General features: G+C 69.7%; 20 protein-coding genes. 10 read left to right on the plus strand and 10 right to left on the minus strand.

All coding sequences use genetic code 11. The annotated features are described in order from the left end of the window. Positions 1–127: 127 nt before the first annotated feature. Entirely contained in the window at positions 128–1,903 is a 1,776-nt protein-coding gene (locus tag B0I29_RS05835) for a serine/threonine protein kinase (protein WP_111647794.1), read from the plus strand. Positions 1,904–1,922: 19 nt separating this feature from the next. Here the strand turns inward: B0I29_RS05835 and B0I29_RS05840 are convergent, their stop codons facing one another. Next, positions 1,923–4,313, minus strand: coding sequence for a Tex family protein (locus tag B0I29_RS05840; RefSeq protein ID WP_111647795.1), 2,391 nt, complete (start codon positions 4,311–4,313; stop codon positions 1,923–1,925). 402 nt (positions 4,314–4,715) lie between these two features. Between B0I29_RS05840 and B0I29_RS05845 the strand changes: the two genes are divergently transcribed. Together B0I29_RS05845 and B0I29_RS05850 are read left to right on the plus strand one after the other, a co-directional pair. After that, positions 4,716–5,435, plus strand: a complete 720-nt coding sequence (locus tag B0I29_RS05845) for a PP2C family protein-serine/threonine phosphatase (protein WP_111647796.1) — start codon at positions 4,716–4,718, stop codon at positions 5,433–5,435. 10 nt (positions 5,436–5,445) lie between these two features. After that, on the plus strand, positions 5,446–6,012 hold the full coding sequence (locus B0I29_RS05850; protein ID WP_111648027.1) for a GNAT family N-acetyltransferase: 567 nt from the start codon (positions 5,446–5,448) through the stop codon (positions 6,010–6,012). Here the strand turns inward: B0I29_RS05850 and glgB are convergent. The 4 genes from glgB to B0I29_RS05870 form a co-directional block, all read right to left on the minus strand. After that, positions 6,000–8,105, minus strand: coding sequence for a 1,4-alpha-glucan branching protein GlgB (glgB, locus tag B0I29_RS05855; protein WP_111647797.1), 2,106 nt, complete (start codon positions 8,103–8,105; stop codon positions 6,000–6,002). The two genes, B0I29_RS05850 and glgB, sit on opposite strands and share 13 nt — an antisense overlap. A gap of 65 nt (positions 8,106–8,170) precedes the next feature. Further along, positions 8,171–9,487: a maltokinase N-terminal cap-like domain-containing protein gene (locus tag B0I29_RS05860; RefSeq protein ID WP_111647798.1), complete on the minus strand. Its 1,317-nt coding sequence runs from the start codon at positions 9,485–9,487 to the stop codon at positions 8,171–8,173. After that, on the minus strand, positions 9,484–11,241 hold the full coding sequence (treS, locus tag B0I29_RS05865; RefSeq protein WP_111647799.1) for a maltose alpha-D-glucosyltransferase: 1,758 nt from the start codon (positions 11,239–11,241) through the stop codon (positions 9,484–9,486). The genes B0I29_RS05860 and treS overlap by 4 nt, the downstream gene beginning before the upstream one ends. A 10-nt stretch (positions 11,242–11,251) precedes the next feature. Continuing rightward, positions 11,252–13,216: an alpha-1,4-glucan--maltose-1-phosphate maltosyltransferase gene (locus tag B0I29_RS05870; RefSeq protein ID WP_111648028.1), complete on the minus strand. Its 1,965-nt coding sequence runs from the start codon at positions 13,214–13,216 to the stop codon at positions 11,252–11,254. A gap of 382 nt (positions 13,217–13,598) precedes the next feature. On the opposite strand from B0I29_RS05870, the gene B0I29_RS05875 reads away from it, so the two are divergent. The 3 genes from B0I29_RS05875 (at position 13,599) to B0I29_RS05885 (ending at position 15,799) form a co-directional block, all read left to right on the plus strand. Next, the gene (locus B0I29_RS05875; protein WP_111647800.1) at positions 13,599–14,180 is read left to right on the plus strand and encodes a hypothetical protein; all 582 of its coding nucleotides are present in this window, start codon (positions 13,599–13,601) and stop codon (positions 14,178–14,180) included. 145 nt (positions 14,181–14,325) lie between these two features. Then, on the plus strand, positions 14,326–14,907 hold the full coding sequence (locus tag B0I29_RS05880; protein ID WP_111647801.1) for a SigE family RNA polymerase sigma factor: 582 nt from the start codon (positions 14,326–14,328) through the stop codon (positions 14,905–14,907). Beyond that, the gene (locus B0I29_RS05885) at positions 14,897–15,799 is read left to right on the plus strand and encodes a hypothetical protein (protein ID WP_111647802.1); all 903 of its coding nucleotides are present in this window, start codon (positions 14,897–14,899) and stop codon (positions 15,797–15,799) included. Before B0I29_RS05880 ends, B0I29_RS05885 begins: the two co-directional genes overlap by 11 nt. A gap of 562 nt (positions 15,800–16,361) precedes the next feature. On the opposite strand, the gene B0I29_RS05890 is transcribed toward B0I29_RS05885, so the two are convergent. Further along, a complete protein-coding gene (locus tag B0I29_RS05890) occupies positions 16,362–16,823 on the minus strand; it encodes a PPOX class F420-dependent oxidoreductase (RefSeq protein WP_111647803.1) in 462 nt (153 codons plus the stop codon). Then, complete coding sequence (ppgK, locus tag B0I29_RS05895) at positions 16,824–17,615, minus strand: polyphosphate--glucose phosphotransferase (protein WP_111647804.1); 792 nt, start codon at positions 17,613–17,615, stop codon at positions 16,824–16,826. A gap of 248 nt (positions 17,616–17,863) precedes the next feature. Between ppgK and B0I29_RS05900 the strand changes: the two genes are divergently transcribed. Continuing rightward, positions 17,864–18,625, plus strand: coding sequence for an RNA polymerase sigma factor SigF (locus B0I29_RS05900; RefSeq protein ID WP_111647805.1), 762 nt, complete (start codon positions 17,864–17,866; stop codon positions 18,623–18,625). Between the two features lie 55 nt (positions 18,626–18,680). Here B0I29_RS05900 and B0I29_RS05905 read toward each other — a convergent pair whose 3' ends face one another. Both B0I29_RS05905 and B0I29_RS05910 read right to left on the minus strand, forming a co-directional pair. Continuing rightward, positions 18,681–19,319, minus strand: coding sequence for a general stress protein (locus B0I29_RS05905; protein WP_221402299.1), 639 nt, complete (start codon positions 19,317–19,319; stop codon positions 18,681–18,683). After that, complete coding sequence (locus B0I29_RS05910; protein WP_245972253.1) at positions 19,316–20,191, minus strand: phosphatase PAP2 family protein; 876 nt, start codon at positions 20,189–20,191, stop codon at positions 19,316–19,318. Before B0I29_RS05910 ends, B0I29_RS05905 begins: the two co-directional genes overlap by 4 nt. 271 nt (positions 20,192–20,462) lie before the next feature. Here B0I29_RS05910 and gsmA point away from each other — a divergent pair, with 271 nt between their 5' ends. Together gsmA and B0I29_RS05920 are read left to right on the plus strand one after the other, a co-directional pair. After that, a complete protein-coding gene (gsmA, locus tag B0I29_RS05915; protein ID WP_111647807.1) occupies positions 20,463–21,575 on the plus strand; it encodes a sporangiospore maturation cell wall hydrolase GsmA in 1,113 nt (370 codons plus the stop codon). A gap of 67 nt (positions 21,576–21,642) precedes the next feature. Continuing rightward, positions 21,643–23,925 carry an ATP-binding protein gene (locus tag B0I29_RS05920; protein ID WP_245972254.1) on the plus strand — a complete coding sequence of 761 codons (2,283 nt, stop codon included), beginning with the start codon at positions 21,643–21,645 and terminating at the stop codon, positions 23,923–23,925. A gap of 7 nt (positions 23,926–23,932) precedes the next feature. On the opposite strand, the gene B0I29_RS05925 is transcribed toward B0I29_RS05920, so the two are convergent. Further along, positions 23,933–24,292, minus strand: coding sequence for a response regulator (locus B0I29_RS05925; protein ID WP_111647809.1), 360 nt, complete (start codon positions 24,290–24,292; stop codon positions 23,933–23,935). Between the two features lie 136 nt (positions 24,293–24,428). Between B0I29_RS05925 and B0I29_RS05930 the strand changes: the two genes are divergently transcribed. Continuing rightward, positions 24,429–25,502 (plus strand): LCP family protein, encoded by a 1,074-nt coding sequence (locus tag B0I29_RS05930; protein WP_221402297.1) that lies wholly within the window; start codon positions 24,429–24,431, stop codon positions 25,500–25,502. The last annotated feature ends 20 nt before the right edge of the window (positions 25,503–25,522 follow it).

Consider the following 25,522-nt stretch of genomic DNA (forward strand, 5'->3'; position numbering starts at 1 on the left):
CTCCGGACGCCCGATTCCATCGGGTCTTGCCCGGATCGGACCCTGAGACCGCCCTCCGGGAAGAACGTAGGAGACCCCGACCGATACAGTGCAGCCGGCGACAGAGAGCGGCCGGGGGGCGTAAGCGATGGTCGATGGAACACTGCCGGGGGAGCGGACCGCTCCGCTGCGTCCGCGTGATCCGAAAAGCCTTGGCGACTACCAGTTGGTGGGTCGTCTCGGCGAGGGTGGAATGGGCACGGTCTACCTGGCGCGGACCGCGCAGGGAGTCCTGGTCGCGGTCAAGATGGTGCGCGCCGACCTGGCGCACGACGACGAGTTCCGCCGCCGGTTCCGCAGCGAGGTGAACCGGGCCCGGCAGGTGCCGCCGTTCTGCACGGCCGAGGTGCTCGACGCCGATCCCGACCACGAGCATCCGTACCTCGTCGTCGAGTACGTGGACGGGCCGACGCTGGCCGAGGTGGTCGAGGAACGCGGGCCGCTGACCAACGCCAACCTGCACGGCGTGGCGATCGGGGTGGCGACCGCGCTGACCGCCATCCACGGCGCCGGCGTGATCCACCGCGACCTCAAACCGCGCAACGTGCTGCTCGCGCCCGGCAGTCCCAAGGTGATCGACTTCGGGATCGCCCGGGCCATGGAGGCGACCAGCGCCAACACGAGTACCGACCAGATGGTCGGCACGGTGGCGTACATGGCGCCGGAGCGGTTCGGGACCGAGGCGGACAGCCCGGTGACACCGGCCGCGGACATCTTCGCGTGGGGGAGCGTGGTGGCGTACGCGGGGACCGGCAAGACGCCGTTCGCCGCCGACTCGCCGATGGCGACCGCGGCGCGGATCCTCACCCAGCCGCCGCGTCTGGACGGGCTCTCCGGTCCGCTGCGCGACCTCGTCGCGCACGCGCTGGAGAAGGACCCGGCGAACCGGCCCAGCGCCCGTGAACTGCTCGACCTGCTGATCTCCGGCGAGCGGCCGGTCGCCACCGCGGCCGCCTTCGCCGACCAGCCGGACCTGAAAGCGGCGGCGGTCGAGGCGCAGGCGGTCACCGGCTTCGCGCCCGCACCGGCCCTGACCATCCCGCACGGCCTGGTCGGGTACGACGAGAACTCGATCGTCACGGTCCCGATCTCCGAAGCCGCAACCCTCTTGGGTACGCCCGCCGGCCCCCGCCCGCCGCACCGCACCGGCCGCCGCTGGGCGCTGCCCGCCGGTGTCGTCGTGCTGATCTCCGCGATCGCCGCCGGCGCGGTCATGCTGGCCCTGTCGCTGCGCCCGACGGCCGGTGACGTCGCCGAGCCAACGCCGTCGGCCGGTGTGCTCGGCCCGGCGATCACCGACGGGACGCCGCTGATCGCCGATTCGCTGCGCCAGAAGCTGTTCTGGCAGCCGACCGAGCAGGAGAAAGAGGGCGCGACCTGCAGCTTCGAGGACGCGCTGGTGGTACGCCGGGAAACCGAGGGCGTGTACCGCTGCCGGGGACCGGCCGACGCGATGCCGGCCGATCTCAACGCCGAGGTGCGGGTGCGGCTGCTCACCGAGGACAGCTGCGCGGCGATCTGGTTCCGGTTCGAGAAACTGCACGGCTACCAGCTGCGGGTCTGCGAGAACAACATCTATCTCGGCGTGCACGAGCGGACCGGCGAGATCAAGGTGCTCAAGACGTTCCCGATCGGGGACGCGCCGATCGGGCTGGAGGACGAGACGGCCCGGATCGGGCTGTCCGTCATCGGGGACCAGATGCAGGTCACCCGGGACGGCCTCGCGGTCGGCGCCGCCGTGCTGAAGGACAAGACGATCACCGGTGGGCAACTGCTGCTCGGCGTCTACACCGAGCAGCACGTGGACCTGAAGGGCCCGTACGAGGTGGCCTTCACCGATGTGAAGATCTGGGCCGCGAACTAGCGGCCCAGATCCACATCGATCAGTCGCGGGTCAGGCCGGCGCGGCGCAGAGCGTCGGCCATGGCGCTGTTGGCGATGGTGCCGCTCGGCCGGCCGCCGCCTTGACCACCGCGCTGGCCTCCGCCCTGCTGGCGGGGCTGGCCGCTGCGCTGACCGCCGCCTTGAGGGCGCTGGCCCTGGCCTCGCTGGCCGCTCTGACCACCTTGACCGCCTCGCTCTTCCTTGGGACGGCCGCCCTTGTTCGCCGGCTCGTCCTGCAGGCGCATCGACAGGGAGATCCGCTTGCGGGCCTCGTCCACCTCGAGGACGCGGACCTTCACCACGTCACCGGACTTGACCACCTCGCGCGGGTCCTGCACGAACTTGTCGGAGAGCGCCGAGACGTGCACGAGGCCGTCCTGGTGCACGCCGATGTCGACGAACGCGCCGAACGCGGCCACGTTCGTCACCTGACCCTCCAGGATCATGCCCGGCTTCAGGTGGGACAGCTTCTCGACGCCCTCGGCGAAGGTGGCCGTGGTGAACGCCGGACGCGGGTCGCGGCCGGGCTTCTCCAGCTCCTTCAGGATGTCCGTGATGGTCGGCAGGCCGACCGTGTCGGTGACGAACCGGTCCGGCCGGATGCCCTTGAGGAGCGGGCTGTTGCCGATCATCGTCTTGACGTCCGAGCCGGCGTCCGCCGCGATCGTCCGGACCAGCGCGTACGACTCCGGGTGCACGCTGGAGAAGTCGAGCGGGTCCTCGCCGCCCGAGATGCGCAGGAAGCCCGCGCACTGCTCGAACGCCTTCGGACCCAGCCGGGCCACGTTCTTGATCTCCTTGCGGTTCGTGAACGGGCCGTTCTGGTCGCGGTGCAGCACGATGTTCTCGGCCAGGCCGGCGGTGATGCCGGAGACCCGGGTGAGCAGCGGTGCCGAGGCGGTGTTGATGTCCACGCCGACGCCGTTCACACAGTCCTCGACCACCGCGTCCAGCGACTTCGCCAGCTTCACCTCGGAGATGTCGTGCTGGTACTGGCCGACGCCGATCGACTTCGGGTCGATCTTCACGAGCTCGGCCAGGGGGTCCTGGAGTCGGCGGGCGATCGACACCGCGCCGCGGATCGAGACGTCCATGCCGGGCAGTTCCTGCGACGCGTACGCGGACGCCGAATAGACCGACGCGCCCGCCTCGGAGACGACCGCCTTCGTCAGGTTCGCCTCCGGGTGCCGCTTGATCAGCTCGGCGGCCAGCTTGTCGGTCTCCCGGGACGCGGTGCCGTTGCCGATCGCGATCAGGTCGACGTTGTGCTTGCTCGCCAGCGCGGCCAGCCGGTGGATCGACTCGTCCCACTTGTTCTGCGGGACGTGCGGGTAGATCGTGTCGGTGGCGACCACCTTGCCGGTCGCGTCGACCACTGCCACCTTCACACCGGTACGGAAACCGGGGTCCAGGCCCATCGTGGCCCGGGTGCCGGCCGGAGCGGCCAGGAGCAGGTCACGCAGGTTGGCGGCGAAGACGCGTACCGCCTCGTCCTCGGCGGCCTCGCGCAGCCGGACCCGCAGGTCCGCGCCGAGGTGGATGAGGATCCGGGTACGCCACGCCCACCGCACCGTGTCGATCAGCCACTTGTCGCCCGGCCGTCCGTGGTCGGTGACGTTGTTGCGGCCGGCGATGCGCCCCTCGAAGTAACCCTCGTCCTCCTCCGGGTGCGGCTCCATGGTGAGCTCGAGGACGTCCTCCTTCTCGCCGCGCAGCATCGCCAGGATGCGGTGCGAGGGAAGCTTGGCGTACGGCTCGGCGAAGTCGAAGTAGTCGGAGAACTTCGCCCCGTCGGTCTCCTTGCCGGAGCGGACCTTCGCCACGAAACGGCCCCGGGTCCACATCTGCTCCCGGAGATCACCGATCAGGTCGGCGTCCTCGGCGAACCGCTCGATCAGGATGGCCCGGGCGCCGTCCAGGGCGGCCTGTGCGTCAGCCACGCCCTTCTCGGCGTCCACGAACGCCGCTGCGGCCGCTTTGGGGTCGACCGAGGGGTCGCCCAGCAAGCCGTCCGCCAGAGGCTCCAGGCCCGCCTCACGGGCGATCTGGGCTTTGGTACGCCTTTTCGGCTTGAACGGCAGGTAGATGTCCTCCAGGCGGGCCTTCGTGTCGGCCTCGAGGATCTGCTGTTCGAGAGCGTCGTCGAGCTTGCCCTGGGAGCGGATCGACTCCAGCACCGCGGCCCGCCGGTCCTCCAGCTCCCGCAGGTAGCCGAGCCGTTCTTCGAGCGTACGCAACTGGGCGTCGTCGAGGGTGCCGGTCACCTCCTTGCGGTAGCGGGCGATGAACGGCACCGTGGCCCCGCCGTCGAGCAGATCGACGGCCGCCGTGACCTGTCCTTCCCGGACCCCGAGTTCCGAGGCGATGCGCTGATGGATAGCTGTCGTCACGCCGTCGATTGTTACCGAGGCCGCTGTGCGTTGTCGCGCCGCCCCGCGCGCCCGGCTGTTTGCGGGTCACCTCGCGGACGACGCCGGCGCCGTCTGGAGATCATGACCGTGCCGATGTGGTAGGGCGCCGCCGGGTCACGCTGTGGTGGGTCCCGCGTACCCCGATGTCGCGAATGTCACGAGCCGCCGGGAACGCGCCCGGGCGCGCGCGAAATGCCGATTCGGCTGCTCGGAGCGGGCCGGCCGATCGCCGTAGCCGTCGCTCCGGGCCGTGACCAGCACGATCACCGCCCGGTCGGCTCCTGTTGATTGTCCAGCCCGGGAGCGTTGCACACGACCGTCGGCGCACACTAGGTGGGAGGTACTAGAGACAAGGGAATCGGGCTTTGGCACTCTTGTCACATGACGCTTGCTGTCCGGGCGGTCGCCGCCACTGATCAGGGCCTGGTCCGGTCCAACAACGAAGACGCTGTCTTCGTCGGAAATCGACTGTTCGTCGTGGCGGACGGCATGGGCGGGCTCCCCGCCGGGGAGCTGGCGAGCGATATCCTGGTGCAGTCGCTCAGCATCGTCGACACGACACCGGACACCGGTGAGCCTTTGCAGGACCTCATCGCCGCGCTGCAGACCGCCAACCAGCGGATCGAGGCGGCGGTCGCCGACGACGACGCGCGCGACGGCATGGGGACGACGGTGACCGCCCTGCTGCTGTCCGGCGACCGGCTGGCGGCGCTGAACGTCGGCGACTCCCGCTGTTACCTGCTGCGCGACGGCGAGTTCACCCAGCTCACCCGGGACGACACCTATGTGCAGGCGCTCGTCGACCAGGGCGTGCTGACGCCGGATGACGCACGGCGGCACCCGCAGCGGGCCCTGGTGACCCAGGCCGTGCAGGGCGGCCCGTTCCGCCCGGCCGGCCGGATGATCCCGGCCCGGGTCGGCGACCGGTACCTGCTGTGCAGCGACGGGCTGTCCGATTACGTCGAGGACGCGATGATCGCCCAGACGCTGCGCGAGGTGGCCGACCGCAAGGAGTGCGCGGGCCAGCTGGTCCAGCGCACCCTCGACAACGGCGCCCCCGACAACGTCACGGTCATCGTCGCCGACGTCATCGAATCCTGATCCGGTGCTGATGGCGACGGAACGGCTCACCCTGCGGCGATTCCGGGCTTCGGACGTGGTGCGGCTCGCGGAGTACCGCTCGGATCCGGACGTGGCGCGGTACCAGTCCTGGGTTGCGCCGTTCCCGCTCGACCGGGCCGAGGTCGCGGTGCGCAACTTCGCGGCGAGCTCACCGGACGAGGCCGGCCATTTTCAGTACGCGATCGAGCACACCGCCGAGCGGGTTCTCGTCGGAGACGTCTACGTGCGGCTCCACGACAACCTTCAGCAGGCCGAGATCGGGTTCACCCTCGCTCAGGCGTACCAGGGGAAGGGTTTTGCCTTTGAAGCCGTGAGCGCGGTCCTGGACCGGCTTTTCCGCCGTCAGCGGCTGCACAAGGTCACTGGCGAGTGCGACGCGCGGAACGTGGCGTCGGCGGCGCTGATGGAGCGGCTGGGGTTCCAGCGGGAGGGTCTGCTGCGGCAGCAGACTCTGATCAAGGGTGAGTGGACCGACGACCTGCTCTACGGCCTGCTCGCCCCCGAGTGGCTAGGGAGCGAGCAGGCCGGCAGAGTGCGAGCCGGTCAGCCTTCGTAACGCAGCCAGAGGGCGCCGAGCGGGGGGACCCGCAGGGCGGCCGAGGCGTCGAAGCCGTGCCAGGGGATGTTCTCGGCGTGGACCTCGCCGAGGTTGCCGACACCGGAGCCGCCGTAGATCTCGGCGTCGGTGTTGATGACCTCGGTCCAGCGGCCGGCGCGGGGCAGGCCGATGCGGTAACCCTCGTGCGGGACCGCGGCGAAGTTGACCACGCAGGCCAGGGTGTCGCCGTTCGGGGTGAAACGGACGAACGAGAACGTGTTGTGCTGCGAGTCCTCGCTGGTGATCCAGCGGAAGCCGGCCGGGGAGGTGTCCTGGGTCCAGAGCGCGGGGGTTTCGCGGTAGACCCGGTTCAGGTCGGTGACCAGGGACTTCATGCCGCCGAACTGCGGGTCCTGGAGCAGGTCCCAGTCCAGGCCGCGTTCCTCGCTCCACTCGCGCAGGTCACCCATCTCGGCGCCCATGAAGAGGAGCTGCTTGCCGGTGAACGCCCACATGAAGCCGAGCAGGGCGCGGGTGTTCGCCAGTTTCTGCCACAGGTCGCCGGGCATCTTGCCGGTGAGCGAGCCCTTGCCGTGCACGACCTCGTCGTGGCTGATCGGCAGGATGTAGTTCTCGCTCCACGAGTAGACGGTCGCGAAGGTCATCTGGTGGTGGTGCCACTGCCGGTGGATCGGCTCCTTCTCGATGTACGAGAGGGTGTCGTTCATCCAGCCCATGTTCCACTTGAAACCGAAGCCCAGGCCGCCCAGGTGGGTGGGGCGGGTGACGCCCGGCCACGCGGTCGACTCCTCGGCGATCGTCATGACGCCGGGGTGGTTCTTGTAGACGGTCGCGTTCATCTCCTGGAGGAAGCTGATCGCGTCCAGGTTCTCCCGGCCGCCGTACTGGTTCGGGGTCCACTCGCCTTCCTTGCGCGAGTAGTCCAGGTACAGCATCGAGGCGACCGCGTCGACGCGCAGGCCGTCGGCGTGGAACTCCTCGCACCAGTACAGGGCGTTCGCCACCAGGAAGTTGCGGACCTCCTTGCGGCCGAAGTCGAAGACGTACGTACCCCAGTCGGGCTGCTCGCCGCGGCGCCAGTCGCCGTGCTCGTACAGCGGGGTGCCGTCGAACCGGGCCAGGCCCCACTCGTCCTTCGGGAAGTGCGCCGGTACCCAGTCGAGGATCACGCCGATGCCGGCCTGGTGCAGCTTGTCCACCAGGAAGCGGAACTCGTCCGGCGAGCCGAACCGCGAGGTCGGGGCGAAGTAGCCGGTGACCTGGTAACCCCAGGAGCCGCCGAACGGGTGCTCCATGACGGGCATCAGCTCGACGTGGGTGAAGCCGGTCTCCAGGACGTAGGCGACCAGCTGGTCGGCCAGCTCGGTGTAGGACAGTCCCGGCCGCCACGAGCCCAGGTGGACCTCGTAACAGCTGATCGGCTCCTGGTGCCACGACTTGCGGGCGCGCTCGCGCATCCACTGCTCGTCGTGCCACTGGTACTCGGTCTGGAACACGACCGACGCGGTGGCCGGCGGGACCTCGGTGTGCTGGGCGAGCGGGTCGGCGTGCTCGCGCCACACCCCGTCCTGGCAGAGGATCTTGTATTTGTACTTGGTACCGGAGTGCGCTGCCGGGATGTACACCTCCCAGACACCGCTGGAGCCGAGCGACCGCATCGGCCAGCCGTCGTGCGGGCCCCAGCCGGAGAAGTCGCCGACGACCTGCACGCCCCGGGCGCTCGGCGCCCAGACCGCGAACGCCACGCCGGTGCCCCGCGGCTGCGCGCCGAGGACCTTCCACAGCTTCTCGTGCCGGCCCTCACCGATCAGGTGCAGGTCCAGCTCGCCCAGGGTGGGCAGGTGCCGGTACGGGTCGTCGGCCTGCGTCCCGTCCACATCGAGGCGGTAGTCGAGCACCGTCCCGGCCAGCTCGGCCGCGAAGATCCCGTCGGGGTGCACCAGCGTCATCTCGGTGCGTTCCCCGTCGTGCAGGACGGCCACCTTCGAGGCGCCCTTGCGCAGGGTACGGATCACCGTGTGCCCGCTGTGCGGATGAGCGCCGAGGACGGCGTGCGGATCGTGGGTGTCCCCGGCGATCACGCTGTTCATGGCCCGCTGATCGGCAGCTAGGCGCGAGGTGGTTTGCCCGATCATGATGGTTGGTTCCTCCGGGGTCATCCGACGAGCCGGGTGATGGACCGCAGGGGGATCCGCAGCCATCCCGGGCGGTGCCGGGCTTCGTACGCGGCCTCGTAGACCGCCTTGTCGAGCTCGTACGCGGACAGCAGCGCACCCTGCTCGCGCGGGTCGGAGCCGGCGACATGGGCGTACCCGTCGCAGAACGCGGCCCGGTTGCGGTCCACCCACTCCCGGGCGCGCGCGGCCAGGTGCTCGTCGTCGTCCTGGTCGACGAGCAGCTGGTAGGCCGCGTACTCGTAGGAGCGCAGCACACCCGCCACGTCACGCAGCGGCGAGTCCGGCATCCGGCGCTCGTCGAGCGGCTGGCCCGGCTCACCCTCGAAGTCGATCAGCAGCCAGGCCTCGGGGGTCCGCAGCACCTGGCCGAGGTGCAGGTCGCCGTGCACCCGCTGGACGGTCACCTGCTCGCCGGTGAGCGCGGTGAACCGGTCGTTGATCGCCGGGACGAACTGCTGGAGTTCCGGCACCGAGTTGGCGGCGGTGCGCAGCCGGGCCAGGAACGCGTCGAGCGGGAACGGCGCCGGGCCGGTGCCGAGCTCCTCGGCGAGGGTCTGGTGCACCGACGCGACGGCCTCACCGAGCCGGTACGACTCACCCTGGAAGTCCCCGCCCACCTCGTCGGCGGCGAACTCCGCGTCGGCGAAGAGGTCCCGGGCCGACGCGGTGGCCATGGCCCAGCCCTCGGCGGAGTTGGTCGCGTACTCGGTGACCATGCCGAGCGAGCAGGAGCCCGAATCGTCGGCCGACTGCAGGGAGCCGAGCAGCCGCGCCACGTGCGGGTTCCCGGCGCGGCCGAGAACCCGGTTCAGCTCGATGTCCGGGTTGATGCCGCAGGTGACCCGGCGGAACAGCTTGAGGATCGCGTCCTCGTCGAACACCACGCTGGTGTTGCTCTGCTCGGCGTCGAAGACCCGCGGCCACGCCTCCAGCGGCAGATCGACGCCGGGCTCCTTCTCGAACGACACGTCGCCGGCCGTCTCCGACCGGTCGACCAGGCCGAGCAGGTGACGGGTGGCCCGCGGATCGTAGAGCGCGTCGTAACCGACCCGGCCGTCGTCGGCCGTGCCGATCGTGGCGATCGCGCTGTACTCCGGCAGCGGGCCCTCGTCGCCCCAGCCCACCATGATCTGGTAGCGCTCGGAGCTGCCGTCGGTGTACTCCACGTCGACGAGGACCAGTTCGAGTCCCTCGCCGAGGGACGTGGCCGACGCCTCCTTGATGGACGCGAGCACCCGGCTGCGCCCCGCGTACCAGCGTTGTTTCGGTAACCACTCGGCGAAAGGCAGCGTCATTGCTTCTCCTCCGACCCGCACAACTGGAACCAGTAGAAGCCGTGTCCCGGAAGGGTCAGAAGGTACGGCAACTGGCCGATCCTGGGGAAGTTGACGTGTCCGGTGAGCTCGACCGGTGTGTACCCGTTCCAGTGCTGGAGGTTCAGCTCGATCGGCTGCGGGAAGCGGGACAGGTTGTTCACGCAGAGGACCACGTCGTCGCCGTACTCGCGCAGGTACGCCAGCACGGACGGGTTGGAGCCGCCCAGCTCACGGAACGTGCCGACGGCGAACGCCTCGTGCCGGCGGCGTACCGCCAGCATGGTCCGGGTCCAGTTCAGCAGCGAGGTGGAACTGTCCCGCTGAGCCTCCACGTTGACGGCCTGGTACCCGTAGACCGGGTCCTGGTTGACCGGCAGGTAGAGCCGGCCCGGCGTGGCGGTGGAGAACCCGGCGTTGCGGTCCGGCGTCCACTGCATCGGCGTCCGCACACCGTCGCGGTCGCCCAGCCAGATGTTGTCGCCCATGCCGATCTCGTCGCCGTAGTACAGCACCGGTGAACCGGGCAGCGACAGCAGCATCGCGGTGAACAGCTCGATCTGGTTGCGGTCGTTCTCCAGCAGCGGGGCGAGACGGCGGCGGATGCCGACGTTCGCCTTCATCCGCGGGTCCTTGGCGTACTCCGAGTACATGTAGTCGCGCTCTTCGTCGGTGACCATCTCGAGCGTCAGCTCGTCGTGGTTACGCAGGAAGATGCCCCACTGGGTGTTCTCCGGGATGGCCGGCGTGTTCGCCAGGATCTCCGAGATCGGGAAACGCGACTCGCGCCGGACCGCCATGAAGATGCGCGGCATCAGCGGGAAGTGGAACGCCATGTGGCACTCGTCGCCGCCGGAACGCGGGTCGCCGAAGTACTCCACCACGTCGGCCGGCCACTGGTTCGCCTCGGCGAGCAGCACCCGGCCCGGGAACTCGTCGTCGATCACCTTGCGGCAGTGCTTCAGGAACGCGTGGGTGGCCGGCAGGTTCTCGCAGTTGGTGCCCTCCTCCTCGAAGAGGTAGGGGACCGCGTCCAGCCGGAAACCGTCGATGCCGAGATCCAGCCAGAAACGCAGGACGTCGAGCATCGCCTCCTGCACCTTGGGGTTCTCGTAGTTGAGGTCGGGCTGGTGCGAGAAGAACCGGTGCCAGTAGAACTGCCGCCGCACCGGGTCGAACGTCCAGTTCGACTCCTCGGTGTCGACGAAGATGATCCGGGCGTCGGCGTACTTGTCGCTGGTGTCGTTCCAGACGTAGAAGTCGCCGTACGGGCCCTCGGGGTCGTGACGCGACGCCTGGAACCACGGGTGCGAGTCCGACGTGTGGTTCATGACCAGGTCGGTGACCACCCGGATGCCGCGCTTGTGCGCCGCGTCGAGCAGCGCCACGAAGTCCTCGACCGTGCCGAACTCGGGCAGCACCTTGTAGAAGTCGCGGATGTCGTAACCGCCGTCGCGCAGCGGCGAGTCGTAGAACGGCGGCAGCCAGAGGCAGTCCACGCCGAGCCACTGCAGGTAGTCCAGACGCTCGATCAGGCCGCGCAGGTCGCCGCCACCGTCCGAACCCGAGTCGTAGAAGGCGCGCACCAGGACTTCGTAGAAGACGGCGCGCTGGAACCACGTGCGGTCGGCGGGGAGTGCCCGGGCGTGGCCGAAGTCGTCGGAGTTCGGGTGCTCGACCACACCATCCTCGGTGTGGCTGCCCTCCGCCGGATCGTGCTCGCTCGTCAACTCCATCGTGTTCCCCCTACCCCGTCTGCACGACGAAGATGTGTGCCGGCTCGACGTAAGGGTCGATCCGGACCGCATTGTGTTGACCCCACTCGTATGTCGCCCCGCTGATCTGGTCGACCACGGTGAAGCGGTCGTGCCATTCCAGGCCGAGGGCGGCCATGTCGAGCGTCGTGTTGCCCCACTGCACGTTGCTGGAGTCGAACGAGCAGATCACCAGGACCGTGTTACCGGTGTCCGGGTCCCGCTTCGAGAAGCACAGCATCGCGCCGTTGTCGATCTCGTGGAACTTGAGGTTCCGCAGCCAGTGCAGGGCGGGGTTTTCTTTCCGGATCCGGTTCAGCCGGGTCAGGTACGGCGCCAGCGACCGGCCGGACCGCTCGGCACCGGCCCAGTCCCGGGGCTTGAGTTCGAACTTCTCGTTGTCGATGTACTCCTCCGCGCCGGGGCGGGCCACGTGCTCGAACAGCTCGAAGCCCGAGTACATGCCCCAGGACGGCGTGAGCATCGACGCCAGCACCGAGCGGATCTTGAACATCGGCGGGCCGCCGTGCTGCAGCGACTCGTGCAGGATGTCGGGGGTGTTCGGCCAGAAGTTCGGCCGCATCCAGTCGACAGTGGTGAGAAGCTGCTCCATGTACTCGCGCATCTCCCAGGCGGTGGTCCGCCAGGTGAAGTACGTGTACGACTGCGTGAAGCCGATCTTGCCGAGCCCGTTCATCATGGCCGGCCGGGTGAACGCCTCGGCCAGGAAGAGGACGTCCGGAGCGGTCTCCTTGACCTTCGGGATCAGCCACTGCCAGAAGTTGACCGCCTTGGTGTGCGGGTTGTCGACGCGGAAGATCTTCACGCCGGCGTCCACCCAGTGCATCACCACGCGGTACACCTCGTCGCGCAGCGCCCGGTAGTCGTTGTCCCAGTTCAGCGGGTAGATGTCCTGGTACTTCTTGGGCGGGTTCTCGGCGTACGCGATGGTGCCGTCGGCGCGGGTCGTGAAGAACTCCGGGTGCTGGGTGACCCACGGGTGGTCCGGAGCGGCCTGGAGAGCGAGGTCGAGCGCGATCTCCATACCCAGTTCTTCGGCCTTCTCCCGGAAGAAGACGAAGTCCTCCAGGGTGCCCAGCTCGGGGTGGATCGCGTCGTGGCCGCCCTCGTCCGAGCCGATCGCCCACGGTGAGCCGACGTCTTCCGGCCGGGCCACCAGGGTGTTGTTGCGACCCTTGCGGTTGATCTTGCCGATCGGGTGGATCGGCGGCAGGTAGACCACGTCGAAGCCCATCGCCGCGACGGCCGGCAGGCGGTCGGCGGCGGTCCGGAACGTGCCGTGCTTGATCGGCGTGGCGTCCGGGCCGATCTCGGCGCCCTCGGAGCGGGGGAAGAACTCGTACCACGCGGAGTAGAGGGCGCGCTTGCGGTCCACCCAGATCGCGAAGGACCGGGTCGTGGTGACCAGCAGGCGCACCGGGTTGTGCCAGAGCAGCTCTTCCAGCTCCAGGCCGGGGGTGACCCGGGCGAACAGCGACCGCTGCTCGTCGCGGAGCGCGGCAGCAGCGTCGCGGACCCGTTCCTCGTCCTCCGGCGGCACCACCTTGGCGGCGAGGTCGAGCAGGTCGGCGCCCTCGGCGAGGTCGTTCGCCAGGTCTTCCAGGCCCTGCCCGGCGCCGATCTTCTTGGCGACGGCGTTGCGCCACGTCCGGTACGGGTCGTCGAACGCCTCGACGGTGAACGTCCACCGGCCGACCGATTCCGGGCGGATGGCGGCGTGCCACTGGTCGAGGCCGGGCTCACCCGGTTCCATCCGGGTGAAGGGCTTGGTCTCGCCGTCGGGGCCGCGCCATACCACGTTCACACCGAGCGCGTGGTGACCTTCTCGATAGGACACGGCCGACACCGGGACCAGTTCGCCGACCACCGCTTTCGAGGGGTAGCGGCCACCGGAAACAGCCGGTGTCACGTCTTCGATGGGGAAGCGTCCGGTCATGATCTCCACCGTAGTCAGAGGGGTGCGTGAGGACTCGGCGACCGGAAAAACCAACGCCGGCACCCAATGACTTCTCCGGAATGGAGGCGAATCAAACAGAAGGGTGACGGGGAAACCGGCCGACCGCCGAGTTGCCTTCAACCTACCGGAGGACCCCTACGGTGGCGCATCCAGACGCGGCCGTGCGGCGCTGGAAAACACGACAAGTTCACCTGAACGCAACAGGCGCTCGGCGCGCTCGGTAGCCCGCCTCGCTCAAAGGAGCGCGTTGGTTGCCGCGGGTTGCCATCGAGGATCACTGCTCAAGTCCGGGGCCACAGGACCGAGCTATACCCCTGACGCCAACCGAACACGGAAGGCGCCTCTGGGAGGAGATCCACACGTGGCTGGACCGTCGACGGCGTTGTCCCCGGTTATCGCTGCCAGCACCCACTGGCTGGCCCGCGCCTACCCCGGCGGCGAGTCCAACACGGTCGCCTGCACCCTCGCCGAGCTGCAGGCCCGGCAGGCCGTGACGGTCGCCGCGTGGCTGCGGTACCCGACCGAGATCGACGCGGCGCTGGTCGCCATCGCCGGCCCCGGCGGCTCCGCCCTCCTCGACTGGAAGGCCGGCAGCGAGCCCGAGGACGAGTTCGCCGACGGCGAGGGCTGGCGCACCTGGGTCGACGAGGTCGTCGTCAGCTGGGCCGCCTGCCTGCTGGCCGACCCGATGCTGGCCCGTCGTGGCGTCGACTCGGTCATCGCCGCGATGCCGATCCCGGAGCCCCGCCCCCGCCCGCACGCCCGCCGCGCCGGTGGTCTGCCGAACGAGTTCCGTCGTCTGCTCTCGCCGGACGCCCGTGACCGCGACGCCGCCACGCTGCTGCGCCACCCCGACCTGCTCGAGCCGGTCGCCGCGATGCACCGCGACTCGCTGCTCTACCTGTTGGACGCTGAGAAGGACCGCTCGCCGCTGAGCGTCTGACCTTCCGCTTCTCTCTGAACCAGCACGGCCGGCACCCTCCTGTCCTCCTGGGGTGCCGGCCGTGCTTTTTTCTTTTTTCCAGATCCGTGCAGCATCGTGGTGTCCCGGGCCGTTACCGGTGCATCGATGACGAGCGGGGGACGGTATGCGGGATGCGGCCGGCTTCGACGACTTCTACCGGGACACGTCCGTGCGCATGGTGCGTTACGGGTACGCGCTGACCGGTGATCTCGCGGAGGCGCAGGACCTGGTGCAAGAGGCCTATACACGCGCCTGGCGGCAGTGGGGGACGGTGTCGGCGCATCCGGCGCCGGACGCCTGGATCCGCCTGGTGCTGGCCCGGCTGGCGACCGACCGGCGGCGCCGGTTGCGTGGCTGGTGGGCGGCGCTGAGCAGAAGCGGCCCGCCCGAGCCGGTGAGACCGCCGGCCGACGACACCGTGCTGGTGACCACGGCCCTGCGGCAGCTGCCGGAGCACCTGCGGCAGGCGCTCGCACTGCACTACCTCTTCGACCTGCCGGTGGCCGACATCGCGGAGGAGACCGGCGCCGCGGTCGGCACCGTCACGTCCTGGCTGACCCGGGGCCGCCGCGAGCTGGCCGCGCTGCTCACCGACCCCGAAGCGACGTCCGCCTCCGCGACCGTCCGGGTCTCCAAGCCGGGTCCGCGCTCGACCGTTTCTGATCACCGCTCGGCCCGGATGGGGGAGGTCTCCGATGTCGAATGAGCTGGAGCGCGCCTACGACGCGTTGTCCCGCGACGCCGGTCGCGCCCGCCTGCTGCCCGCCGCCGAGCTGCGCGGCCGGGCCCGCCGCCAGACCGTCGTCCGCTCGGCCGCCGGCCTGGTCGCGGTCGCGGTGCTGGCGGCCGGCGTCACGGCCGGCACCCGGTTCGCCCTGGCCGGCGGCGACGAGCCGCAACCGATCCTGCCCGCCGTGACGACCTCACCGCAGACCTCACCGTCACAGCAGGCCTCACCGTCACCATCGGCCGCTTCATCACCGCCCGCCTCATCACCGCCCGCCTCGCCCTCGTCGCCGGGCACCCCGGCGATTCCGAAGTCGGTTCCGGCCCGGGCTCTGCTGACCAAGGCCGACAGCAACACCGGCGAGTTCACCCGGCACGACGAACCGCGCACTCCGCCGCGGTTCTGCGCCGACGCGTCCTACCCGAGCGAGGAGGCGATCGGCGTGCGCGCCTCGGTGACACTGCTCTACCGATCTCCCGAGCTCAGCGCCGAGTACACGCCGGAGGACGAGGTCCACGACACCGTCACGGTCTATCGCGGCGACGGCGCCGAGCGGTTCATGGACGACCTGCGGGATAACGTCCGGCTCTGCCCGACCGGCAAGCTGGGCGATCTCGACGCGACGTTCCGCGGCCTCGGCTCCCTCGATCTCGGCGACGAGTCGCTGCTGGTCGAGCGCTCCACCGCCGGTTACAACGACGACGGAACACCGAGCAAGGGCAAACGACCCACCTACATCGCGGCGGTCCGGGTGGGTGACTCGGTCACCCTTCTGGAGACCCTTGGGTACGAGTCAGCGCCCTCGGACCGTGACGATGTCGAGTCCCTCACAGCGACCGCCACCGTCAACCTGGCCGGCTGGCGACAGTAAAGATCGACTCCCGCTGGCCACGGCACGACCGTGGCCTGGCGGGCGCACGCGGATCGTGGAGCTTGTCGCGGGCGAGCCGTAGCTCAGATATGTCATCAGGGTCCCAGAACAGTCCTGGACTACGGCTCAGCCGCGCGAGCCGTAGTCCAGACATGTCATGCGGGTCCGATTACCTATCTGAGCTACGGCTCGCCCGAGACAACCTCGCCACCAAGCAGCGACCCCGGCCAGCCCGGAGCCGGCTTGCGCTCACGGCCGTGCGCGAACCGGAAAGGCGACCGTAAGCGCTAGCCGGACGGGATTGGCTTGCGCTCGTGGTCGTGCGCGGGCCGGGAACGCGACCGTAAGCACAAGCCGGACAGGGCCGGCTTGCGCTTACGGTCGTTGGCAGGGCTCGACCACGACCGCGAGCGCCAGCCGAACGACCGTGGTGTACAGCCGGGCGGCGGCTGTCGCGTTTGGCTGCCGGCTGTCACGGGTGGCGACCGTGGTGTGCGGCTGGTTGGGGATTTGGCGGTGGGTGGTGGGGTTGGGAAACGGCGGGTTCGGATTGCGGGTTTTGTCAGGCGAGGCGGGCTGGGAAGCCGCCTGTTGCCAGCGGGCCCCAGGACTCGATCGTCACGCGGATCAGGCATTTGCCCTGGTCGAGCATGGCCTGGCGGTACTCGTCCCAGTTCGAGTGCTCGCCGGAGATCACCCGGAAGTACTCCACCAGGGGCTCGACCGCCTCGGGCAGGTCGATCACCTCGGCGACGCCGTCGACCTGCACCCACGGGCCGTTCCACTCGTCGGACAGGACGCAGAGGGTGACCCGCGGGTCGCGGCGGATGTTCGCCACCTTGGCCCGCTCGGGGTAACTGGAGATGACGATCCGGCCCTCGGTGTCCACGCCGCAGGTGTTCGGTGAGGACTGCGGGCGGCCGTCCTTGCGGGTGGTCATCAGGATCGCGTGGTGCCGGGGGCGTAGGAACTCCAGCAACTCGTCCCGGCCGACACGGTCATTTCTCGCGATGGTGCGCGCCATTTATTCCGTACCCTCTGATTTTGCGGCCTGGGCGGCCGCATCCACCTGGAGTGACGCGGGGTGTTGCTCGGCGCTGACCGCCGCGCCGATGATGCCGGCGTTGTTGAGCAGGGTGGCCGCGACCATCGGGGTGCGGATGTCGATCAGCGGGAAGAACTTCTCGGATTTCTTGCTCACGCCGCCGCCGATGATGAAGAGCCGGGGCGCGAGCAGCATCTCGACGTGGCGCAGGTATTTCTCCACGCGGGGCGCCCAGTGGTCCCAGGAGAGCTCCTTGGCCTCGCGGATGCGGTCGGAGGCGAGCAACTCCGCGTCGCGGCCGTCGATCTCGAGGTGGCCGAGCTCGGTGTTCGGGATCAGCACGCCGTCCAGGAAGAGCGCGGTGCCGATGCCGGTGCCCAGGGTGACCATCATGATCAGGCCGGACTGGTCGCGGCCCGCGCCGAACGCCACCTCGGCGGCGCCGGCCGCGTCAGCGTCGTTGAGCACCGTGGCCGGCTTGCCGAGCCGCTCGGTGAAGAGCCGGGCGGCCGGGGCGTTGAGCCAGGACTTGTCGACGTTCGCCGCGCTGCGGGTCACGCCGTCGACGACGACGCCGGGGAACGTGATGCCGACTCTGTCGTAGTCGCCGAATTTCTCGGCGACCTCAGCGACCGCCTCGACGACGCTCTCCACGGTCGCCGGCTGTGGGGTGGGCACGCGGAACCGCTCTTCGAGCAGCTCCCCGCGCACCGTGTCGACCGGTGCGCCTTTCACACCGGAGCCGCCGATGTCGATGCCGAGGATGGTCATCCGTTTTCCGTTCTCCGCTTCGGGTTGTTGCCGATGCTGTCTACCACGCGGGTGCGACACCGAAACTCGTGGTCACCGGACTCCGCGGATCCGACACTCTAGGATGAATTCGCTCCGCTGTTTCCTCATTCACGCAACGTCACTCATCCTTTCGGCTAGGCGGAGCTAGTCTTCTTGGATAGCGTTGCACTTCAGAACGGTCGCCGCTCGCGGGCACGGCTCTCTGCCCGTCTGATGGAGGACCTGACATGACCCTTCTTGCCAACGCGCCCACCAGCGCCTCCGAACTACTCGAAGCGATGACCGCCGCGCCGCCGGCGCAGCGGGCCCGGCTCCGTGACAAGGCGATCGAGGCCTGGCTGCCGCTCGCCCGTCACCTCGCGCACCGATATGCGGGGCGCGGCGAGCCCACCGACGACCTGATCCAGACCGCGACGGTGGGTCTGATCAAGGCGGTGGACAAGTTCGACCCGGAGCGTGGGGTCGACTTCGCGGGTTACGCGATTCCGACGATCATCGGTGAGATCAAGCGTCACTTCCGGGACCGGACGTGGTCGGTGCGGGTGCCGCGCCGGCTGCAGGAGCTGCGTCTGGCGATCACCGAGGCCAACAGCACTCTGACCCACTCGCTGGGCCGTTCCCCGACAGTGCCGGACGTCGCGGTGCACCTGGGGATCAGCGAAGAGGACGTTCTGGAAGGCCTGGAGGGCGCCCGCGCCTACAACGCCACCAGCCTCTCGACGCCGATCTCGGCGGACGGCAACACCGAGCTCGGTGACACGCTGGGCGGCGAGGACCACGAGTTCGAGATCGCCGAGACCCGGGTCGCTCTCGGGCCGGCTCTGGCCACGCTCGACGAGCGTGAGCAGAAGATCCTGACGCTGCGCTATTACGGCAACCTGACCCAGTCGCAGATCGCCGATGAGATCGGGATCTCCCAGATGCACGTCTCCCGGCTCCTGACAAAGGCGCTCACCAAGCTGCGCAACCAGCTGGACGCCGGGCTCTAGGAAGGAAACGAAGAAGCCCCACGGACCGGGTCCGTGGGGCTTCAACGCGTGCAGGTCACTCAGCTCCGCTGGCGCGCCAGTTCAGCTGGACCAGCAGGGTACGGGCCTCGTCGGCGACGTCGGCGTCGGCCAGGACCGCGTACTGGGCGGCCTGGAGCGAGCTGCGCGACGAGAAGTCGCGGCGGCCGCCGGTCGCGGCGTGCGCGATCGCGCCGAAGATGGCACCCCAGATCGCACCGATGATCAGCGTGGTCAGGATGAGGCCGAACCAGCTCTCGTCGCTGAAGATGCCGAACAGCAGACCGATGAAGAGGCCGAACCAGGCGCCGCTCGCCGCGCCGGCGAGAGCCGCCCGCGCGGTGGTGAGGCGGCCCAGCACGGTCTCCACGAGGCGCAGGTCGGTGCCGACGATCGAGACCCGCTCGACCGGGAACTTGTTGTCCGACAGGTGGTCGACCGCCTGCTGGGCGAGCGCGTACTCCGGGTAGGTGCCGACCACGACGGTCGGGCCGGCCGCCGCGGCGGCCTGTGCCGGACCGGTCTGCGCGGGCAGAGTGGGCACGCCGGCCGGGCCGGGCGGGACCGCGCCGGGACCGGTGGGGGAAGCCGCCACCGGGGTCGCCACCGACGGCGTGGCGGCCGCCGGGGTGCCCGCCGGGATCGGCGTGGTGGGTTCGGTCGAAGGACTGGTCATTTCTTCTTGCCTCCCGGAACGGGCCGGCTCGACGGCGGTTCGTCCGCCGTGAGCCGTACCCAGATGATGAACGTGCCGGCGACGCAGGCCACGATGCCCGCGCTGCCGGTGGAGAACGCGAACTGTCCGGAGACGAACTCGGGGGAGCCGCGCTCGGTCAGTGCCACGGCGAGAAGGCCGATCAGACCGGCGGCCGCGGTCACCGCGCTGGTCACCGCGAGGATTCCCATCACCAGCATGTTCGGCAGGTGCAGCGGGCGGGTGGCGCCGCGCCGCCGCAGGCGTACGCCCCAGACGACGAGCCCGCCGCAGGCCAGGACGATCAGCAGGGCGGCGATGGTGTCGCTGGGCCGGTGCCACTCCGCCCAGACCGTGGCGACCGCGACGACCGTGACGTAGACGGCACCGATCAGCCCGATCGTGCCGCGCAGCGCCCGCGGGAAGACCAGCACCAGCACGAACGCGACCGACGCGGCGGCGGTGACGTGCCCGCTGGGGAACGAGTTCATCATCGCGGTGCCGTCCAGGTCCGGCCGGGGCAGGCGGGACTTGAGCAGCTGCGTCGCGAGATTCGCCGCGCCGACCACGAAGGCCGCGCCGATCGCCAGGTCGAACCGGCGCTGGACCACGCCGAGCCCGGCGGCCAGGACGCAGACCAGGCCGAGCAGCGTCAGGTGGGTGTAGTTCAGGGCCTTGCTGAGTACCTCGATCACCTGCGGGTGGTTCACGTCGCCGCCGGACATCGCGGTGGTGTCGACCAACTGCCCGAGCGAGGTCCGGACGAACACGTAGTACATGGCCGCGACACCGCCCGCCGCCAGGACGCTGACCAGCAGCGGCGACACCGTGTGCCAGAAACTCCGTGCAGGCACGGCGCTGTTTCCGGCGGACCGGGCCGGCTTCGAAGCAACGGTCGTCAACTCGACCTCCAAGTGCGGCGGGTGATGCCGTCACGGCTTTCCCCGTGACAGGAATTCTCAAGCACACCAGGGACACATGTCCCCTGCCACTTCTGTCACCTCGGCCACATCGGACGCCGGTCCTCCGGAGTGGCAACCCAGACGCACCCGGACGGGCTCCCCGCGCGCAACGCCCGCCCGCGACCTTCTAACGGACGCCGCCCGCTATGAAGGAGACGTTCCAATGAGGCACACGACCCGACGACTGCTCACCGGCGCCGCGCTGGTGCTTGCCGCCGGGGGCGGGCTGGGCATGTCACCCGGCACGGCTTACGCGGCCGGACTCTCGGCCACCATCGACGTCAGCGGCGACTTGAAGATCCGCTCGGCGCCCTCCACGGCCTCGAAGGTCGTCGGTACGGTCAAGGACGGCACGAAGGTGTCGATCGCCTGCGCGGTGAACGGCCCGACGGTGAGCGGCAAGGTCCGCACCACCAAGGTCTGGGACCGGCTCACCAGCGGCGCCTACATCTCACACGGGTACGTGCGGACCAGCGCGAAGATCCCGGCCTGCGCGGCGCCCGCCAAGACCACCCCGGTGTACGTGACCGGCACGGTCCGCACCACCGACGGCGCGGTCAACACCCGGACCGGGCCGTACACGTCCAGCGCGGTGGCCGGCACCCTCGCGAACAACACCATCGTGAAGATCGACTGTGCTGTTCAGGGCAGCTCGGTCGCCGGCACCGTGCGGACCACGGCACAGTGGGACCGGCTGGCCGACGGGCGGTACGTCGCTCACGCGTACATGCTCTCCGGAACCGTGAAAGCGTGCGCCGCGGCGCCGAGCGCGCCCACGACGCCGGTCGCGCCCGTCCTGACGCCCGAGCAGTTCATCAAGGCCGCGGTGCCCGGCGCCCAGCAGGGCTGGCGCGATTACGGCGTGCCGCCGTCGGTGACCATCGCCCAGGCCATCCTCGAGTCCGGCTGGGGACGCAGCGGGCTGTCGGCGGTCGACAAGAACTACTTCGGCATCAAGTGCCAGAACGGCGCCTACGGCCCGCACGCCTCCGGTTGTCATGTCTACAAGACGACCGAGTGCACCAAGGCCGGCAAGTGCTTCGAGATCAACGACGCGTTCCGCACCTACTCCTCGATGGCCCGGTCGTTCCGCGACCACGGCCACTTCCTGAAGGCCAACAAGCGGTACGCCCCGGCGTTCGCCTACACCAAGAACGCTGACAAGTTCATCGAACAGGTCTGGAAGGCCGGGTACGCGACCGACCCGAAGTACGTCCCGAAGGTCACCGGAATCATGGCGACCTACGGCCTCTACCAGTACGACACCTGGAAGTAGGCAACCCCTGCGCCCCCGTTGGCCGAACCTGGCCGACGGGGGCGATTTGCGTCTTACGCTCTTTATGGTGGGGCGACGAATAGGTGGCGGACTCCTCGCCGCCGGGGTGCTGCTCACGGGACTTCTGGTCACCGTGCTGGTGGCGGCCGGGCTCCAGGCGGCACAGCAGGACAAGGCCGAGCGGGTGATGGACCAGCGGCACGCCATGGCTCTCGCCGCGGTGGAGACCGAGATCGGGCGATACCGCTCGCTGCTCGAGGCGACGGCCGCCGGTGTCGCCGCGCAGACCGTGCTCACCTGGGAGGACTTCGACGTCGGCACCGAACCGCTGGACGATGCCAAGCTGATCGGGGCGGCCGCTCTGGCGTACGTGGTGCCGGCCGCCGACAACCAGGTCGCCGAGGTTCAGCGTTTCTGGCGGGGACGGGGCGCCGAAGGGCTCACCCTGGCGCCGAAGGGCTCCGGGCCGGAACACTACTTCCCGATCTTCACGAGGCCGCTCGCCGACGGCGAGTCGTCGACCGGCGGGATGGACCTCACCAGCGCGCCGGAGCTGAAGAACGCGCTGGACGAGTCGCGGCGGATCCATGCCACGGCGGTCTCCGACACGTACATCCTGCTGCGCGACCGGGACAATCCCGCCTCGTCGCAGCAGCAGTCGTTCGTCTTCGTCGCGCCGCTGTGGTCGCGCGCCAACACACCCGTCTTCAAGGGCTGGGTGGTGCTGGGGCTGCGCGGGCGGACCTTCCTCTCCGGCGTGCTCGACACGATCAGCCAGGGCCAGCTCTTCGGCAGTCTGGAGGCCACCGACAGCGACGGCACCACGGTGACCATCGCTGACTGGTCCGTGCAGGGCGAGCCCGACCTCACCCGGCACTCCTCCTTCGAGGTCGGTGACCGGTCCTGGGTGCTGACCACCCAGGCCGACTCGGCGCGCCTGCCGGGCGCCGGTGGTCATCTGCCGGAGCTTGTCCTCGGCGGTGGGGTGGTGCTCACCTCGCTGCTGGCCTGGCTCGTCTGGGCGCTCGCCACCGGCCGGGCCCGGGCCCGGGATCAGGTCCTGATCGCCACCGGGGAGCTGCGCGAGGCCGAGGCGGAGAGCCGCCGGCAGGCCGGCCTGCTCGGCGCGGTGCTCAACAGCATCAGCGACGGGGTGAGCGTGGTCGACGAGACCGGCCGGGTCCTGATGGAGAACCCGGCCGGCAAACGGCTGATGGGCATCCCGGACTCCAACGACACCCCCGGCGAGTGGCAGCAGCACTACGGCGTGTTCCGGACCGACGGGAGCACCCCGCTGCCGGTCGAGGAGATGCCGCTGATCAGGGCGCTGCACGGCGAGTCGTGCGACGGCGTGGAGATCGTCATCCGCAACCCGCAGCGGCCCGACGGCGTGCTGCTCAGCGTCGACGGACGCCCGCTCGACCCGAGCGCCGGCCAGCGCGGCGCGGTCGCGGTCTTCCGCGACATCACCGAACTGCGACGGTACGAGTCCGACCTGCAGGTCTTCGCCGGTGTCGTGGCGCACGACCTGAAAGCGCCGCTGGCCATCGCCCGCGGGCACGCCGAACTCGCCCTGGACGACGTGCCGGCCGACAGTCCGGCCCGCGCGAGCCTGGTACGCATCGTGGCGACCACCGATCGGATGGACGCGATGGTGGAGACGCTTCTGGCGTACACCACCGCCCGTAACGCGCCGCTGAAGCTGCGGGCCGTCGACCTGGCGCCGCTGGTCCGCGAGGTGATCGAGGAACGGCTCACCCATCAGGAGGCGGCCTGGTCGGCCGGTCCGCTGCCGCTGGTGACCGCCGACCCGGGGATGGTCCGGCACGTGGTCGACAACCTGGTCGGCAACGCGGTGAAGTACGTCCGGCCGGGTGTGCCGCCCCGCATCGACGTGACCGGGTGCCTCACCGCGGACGGCTGGGCCCGGATCGAGGTGGCCGACGGCGGGATCGGCATCCCGGACTCGGACAAGCCTCGGGTCTTCGAGTCGTTTCACCGTACCGAGGAGGCCGCCGGATATGCCGGCACCGGTCTCGGCCTGGCGATCTGCCGCCGGATCGTGGAACGGCACGGCGGCGAGATCGGCGTCGCCGACAATCCGGGCGGTGGCTCCCGGTTCTTCTTCACCCTGCCCGCTGCTCCCTCTTCCTCGCCCTTGGAGATCGCTGTGCCTGATACGTCCCCTGAGTCGCCGGACGACGAGGCTGTCCGCGCCGCGCTGGAGCGGGCGCTCGCCGAGCGGGCCGCGATCATGGAGGCCGCGCACCTGCCCGGCCTCGGTGTGCAACCGCCGGTCGAGGAGCAGCCGCTGCGCGCGCCCCGCCAGGAGCGGCAGCGGCAGGACTAGATCCGCTCTACATCTGTGGGAGCAGGGTCGCGATCAGCGCGATGAGCTGGGCCGGGACGAACGGTTTCAGCAGGGTCGCCGAGGCGCCGGCCTCCTCGGCCCGCCCGTCGCCGGGCATCAGCGACCCGCTGGCGACCACGACCGGAATGTGCCGCAGGTCGTCGTCCGCCCGGATCGCCCGGCAGAGGTCGAGGCCGGTCATGTGCGGCATGTCCACGTCGGTGACGACGAGATCCGGCCGATGCTCCCGGATCGCCTCCAGCGCCTCGGCGCCGTCGGCGGCGGCCACCACCCGGTGCCCGGCACGTTCCAGGGAACGCTTGAGGACGTACCGGATGTCCTCGTGATCCTCCGCGACTACGATCACGGCACACCTCCGTCGATTGGCTGCTCGGTGGGGATACCGAGCCAGGGCCGGGCCGGGAAACGGCGGATTCCCCCGCTTCTTGACCAGTTCCACCTGAAAGGTTGATGACCTTCGCTCACCCCTTGGGTTGGGTGTCATGGTGGATTCAGAGAGCGATCTTGCGCCGGTGGTGAAGAGCGGCCGGTTCGCGGCCTTCGGCAGGCTGGCCGGCTGGAAGAAGGCGTTGATCGTTCTGTCGGCGCTGGTCCTGGTGATCGCCGGCGGGCTCACCGGTGGCGGTTTCTACCTCTACCACCGGTACGAGGACAAGGTCGATCGCGCCCCGCTGATGCCGTCGCTGTCGGCCGAGGACGCCAAGAAGACCGAGGAGAACTGGGCGTCGGGGCCGCTCAACCTGCTGCTGCTCGGCTCCGACTCGCGGGCCGAGGAGGTGACCAGCGGGGTCAGCCCGATCGGTGAGCGGTCGGACACGATCATGGTCCTGCACATCTCCAAGAACCGGGACCGGGCCGTGTTCATCTCGATCCCCCGGGACAGTTACGTCGAGGTGCCGCCCGGCGGGAGCTGGAACGGCGGCAAAAACAAGATCAACTCTGCGTTCGCGTTCGGTGGGACGCCGCTGACGGCCGAGACCGTACAGAAGCTGACCGGGGTCACCCTGGACGGCGCCATGGTCGCCGACTTCGGCAGCATCCGGGAGATGGTCGACGCGGTCGGCGGGATCAACGTGTGCATCGAGTACCGGGTGCGCGCGCTGGACACCGGCAAGGTCTGGGAGCCGGGCTGTCACGACATGGACGGCGCGACCGCCCTGGAGTTCGTCCGCCAGCGGCACGGCGTGATCGGCGGCGACTTCGGCCGGATGCACAACCAGCAGCTCGTGGTGAAGTCGCTGATCTCGAAGGTCTCGTCGAGCGGCACACTCACCAACCCCCTGGAACTGGACAGCCTGCTCGGCGTCACGGCCGGCGCGCTCACCGTCGACGACAAGCTGGACCTGCGGGATCTGGCATTCGCGGTACGCGGCATCCGGCCCGGCGACATCGATTTCCGGACCGTGCCGTACTCGCGGGCGGACCTGGACACCTCGGCCGGCACCGCGGTGCAGCTCGACGCGGAGGCCTCGGCGTCGATGTTCGCGGCGCTCGCCGGCGACACCATCGATCAGTGGCTCGACGCGAACCCGCCGCAGGTCCAGGCCGGCACCTGAACGCGTCGTTAATCACGAGG

This window comes from Actinoplanes lutulentus, from assembly GCF_003259845.1.
Lineage (GTDB): Bacteria > Actinomycetota > Actinomycetes > Mycobacteriales > Micromonosporaceae > Actinoplanes > Actinoplanes lutulentus.

Bases quoted from the DNA above. Each gene is read 5' to 3' on its own strand.
- ppgK (WP_111647804.1), bottom strand. From the start codon at position 17,615: ATGACCATCCTCGGCATCGACATCGGCGGCTCCGGTGTGAAAGGCGCA.
- B0I29_RS05885 (WP_111647802.1), top strand. From the start codon at position 14,897: ATGTCGAATGAGCTGGAGCGCGCCTACGACGCGTTGTCCCGCGACGCC.
- B0I29_RS05930 (WP_221402297.1), top strand. From the start codon at position 24,429: ATGGTGGATTCAGAGAGCGATCTTGCGCCGGTGGTGAAGAGCGGCCGG.
- gsmA (WP_111647807.1), top strand. From the start codon at position 20,463: ATGAGGCACACGACCCGACGACTGCTCACCGGCGCCGCGCTGGTGCTT.
- B0I29_RS05880 (WP_111647801.1), top strand. From the start codon at position 14,326: ATGCGGGATGCGGCCGGCTTCGACGACTTCTACCGGGACACGTCCGTG.
- B0I29_RS05860 (WP_111647798.1), bottom strand. From the start codon at position 9,487: ATGACGCTGCCTTTCGCCGAGTGGTTACCGAAACAACGCTGGTACGCG.
- treS (WP_111647799.1), bottom strand. From the start codon at position 11,241: ATGGAGTTGACGAGCGAGCACGATCCGGCGGAGGGCAGCCACACCGAG.
- B0I29_RS05835 (WP_111647794.1), top strand. From the start codon at position 128: ATGGTCGATGGAACACTGCCGGGGGAGCGGACCGCTCCGCTGCGTCCG.
- B0I29_RS05900 (WP_111647805.1), top strand. From the start codon at position 17,864: ATGACCCTTCTTGCCAACGCGCCCACCAGCGCCTCCGAACTACTCGAA.
- B0I29_RS05870 (WP_111648028.1), bottom strand. From the start codon at position 13,216: ATGACCGGACGCTTCCCCATCGAAGACGTGACACCGGCTGTTTCCGGT.
- B0I29_RS05850 (WP_111648027.1), top strand. From the start codon at position 5,446: ATGGCGACGGAACGGCTCACCCTGCGGCGATTCCGGGCTTCGGACGTG.
- B0I29_RS05905 (WP_221402299.1), bottom strand. From the start codon at position 19,319: ATGACCAGTCCTTCGACCGAACCCACCACGCCGATCCCGGCGGGCACC.
- B0I29_RS05845 (WP_111647796.1), top strand. From the start codon at position 4,716: ATGACGCTTGCTGTCCGGGCGGTCGCCGCCACTGATCAGGGCCTGGTC.
- glgB (WP_111647797.1), bottom strand. From the start codon at position 8,105: ATGAACAGCGTGATCGCCGGGGACACCCACGATCCGCACGCCGTCCTC.
- B0I29_RS05890 (WP_111647803.1), bottom strand. From the start codon at position 16,823: ATGGCGCGCACCATCGCGAGAAATGACCGTGTCGGCCGGGACGAGTTG.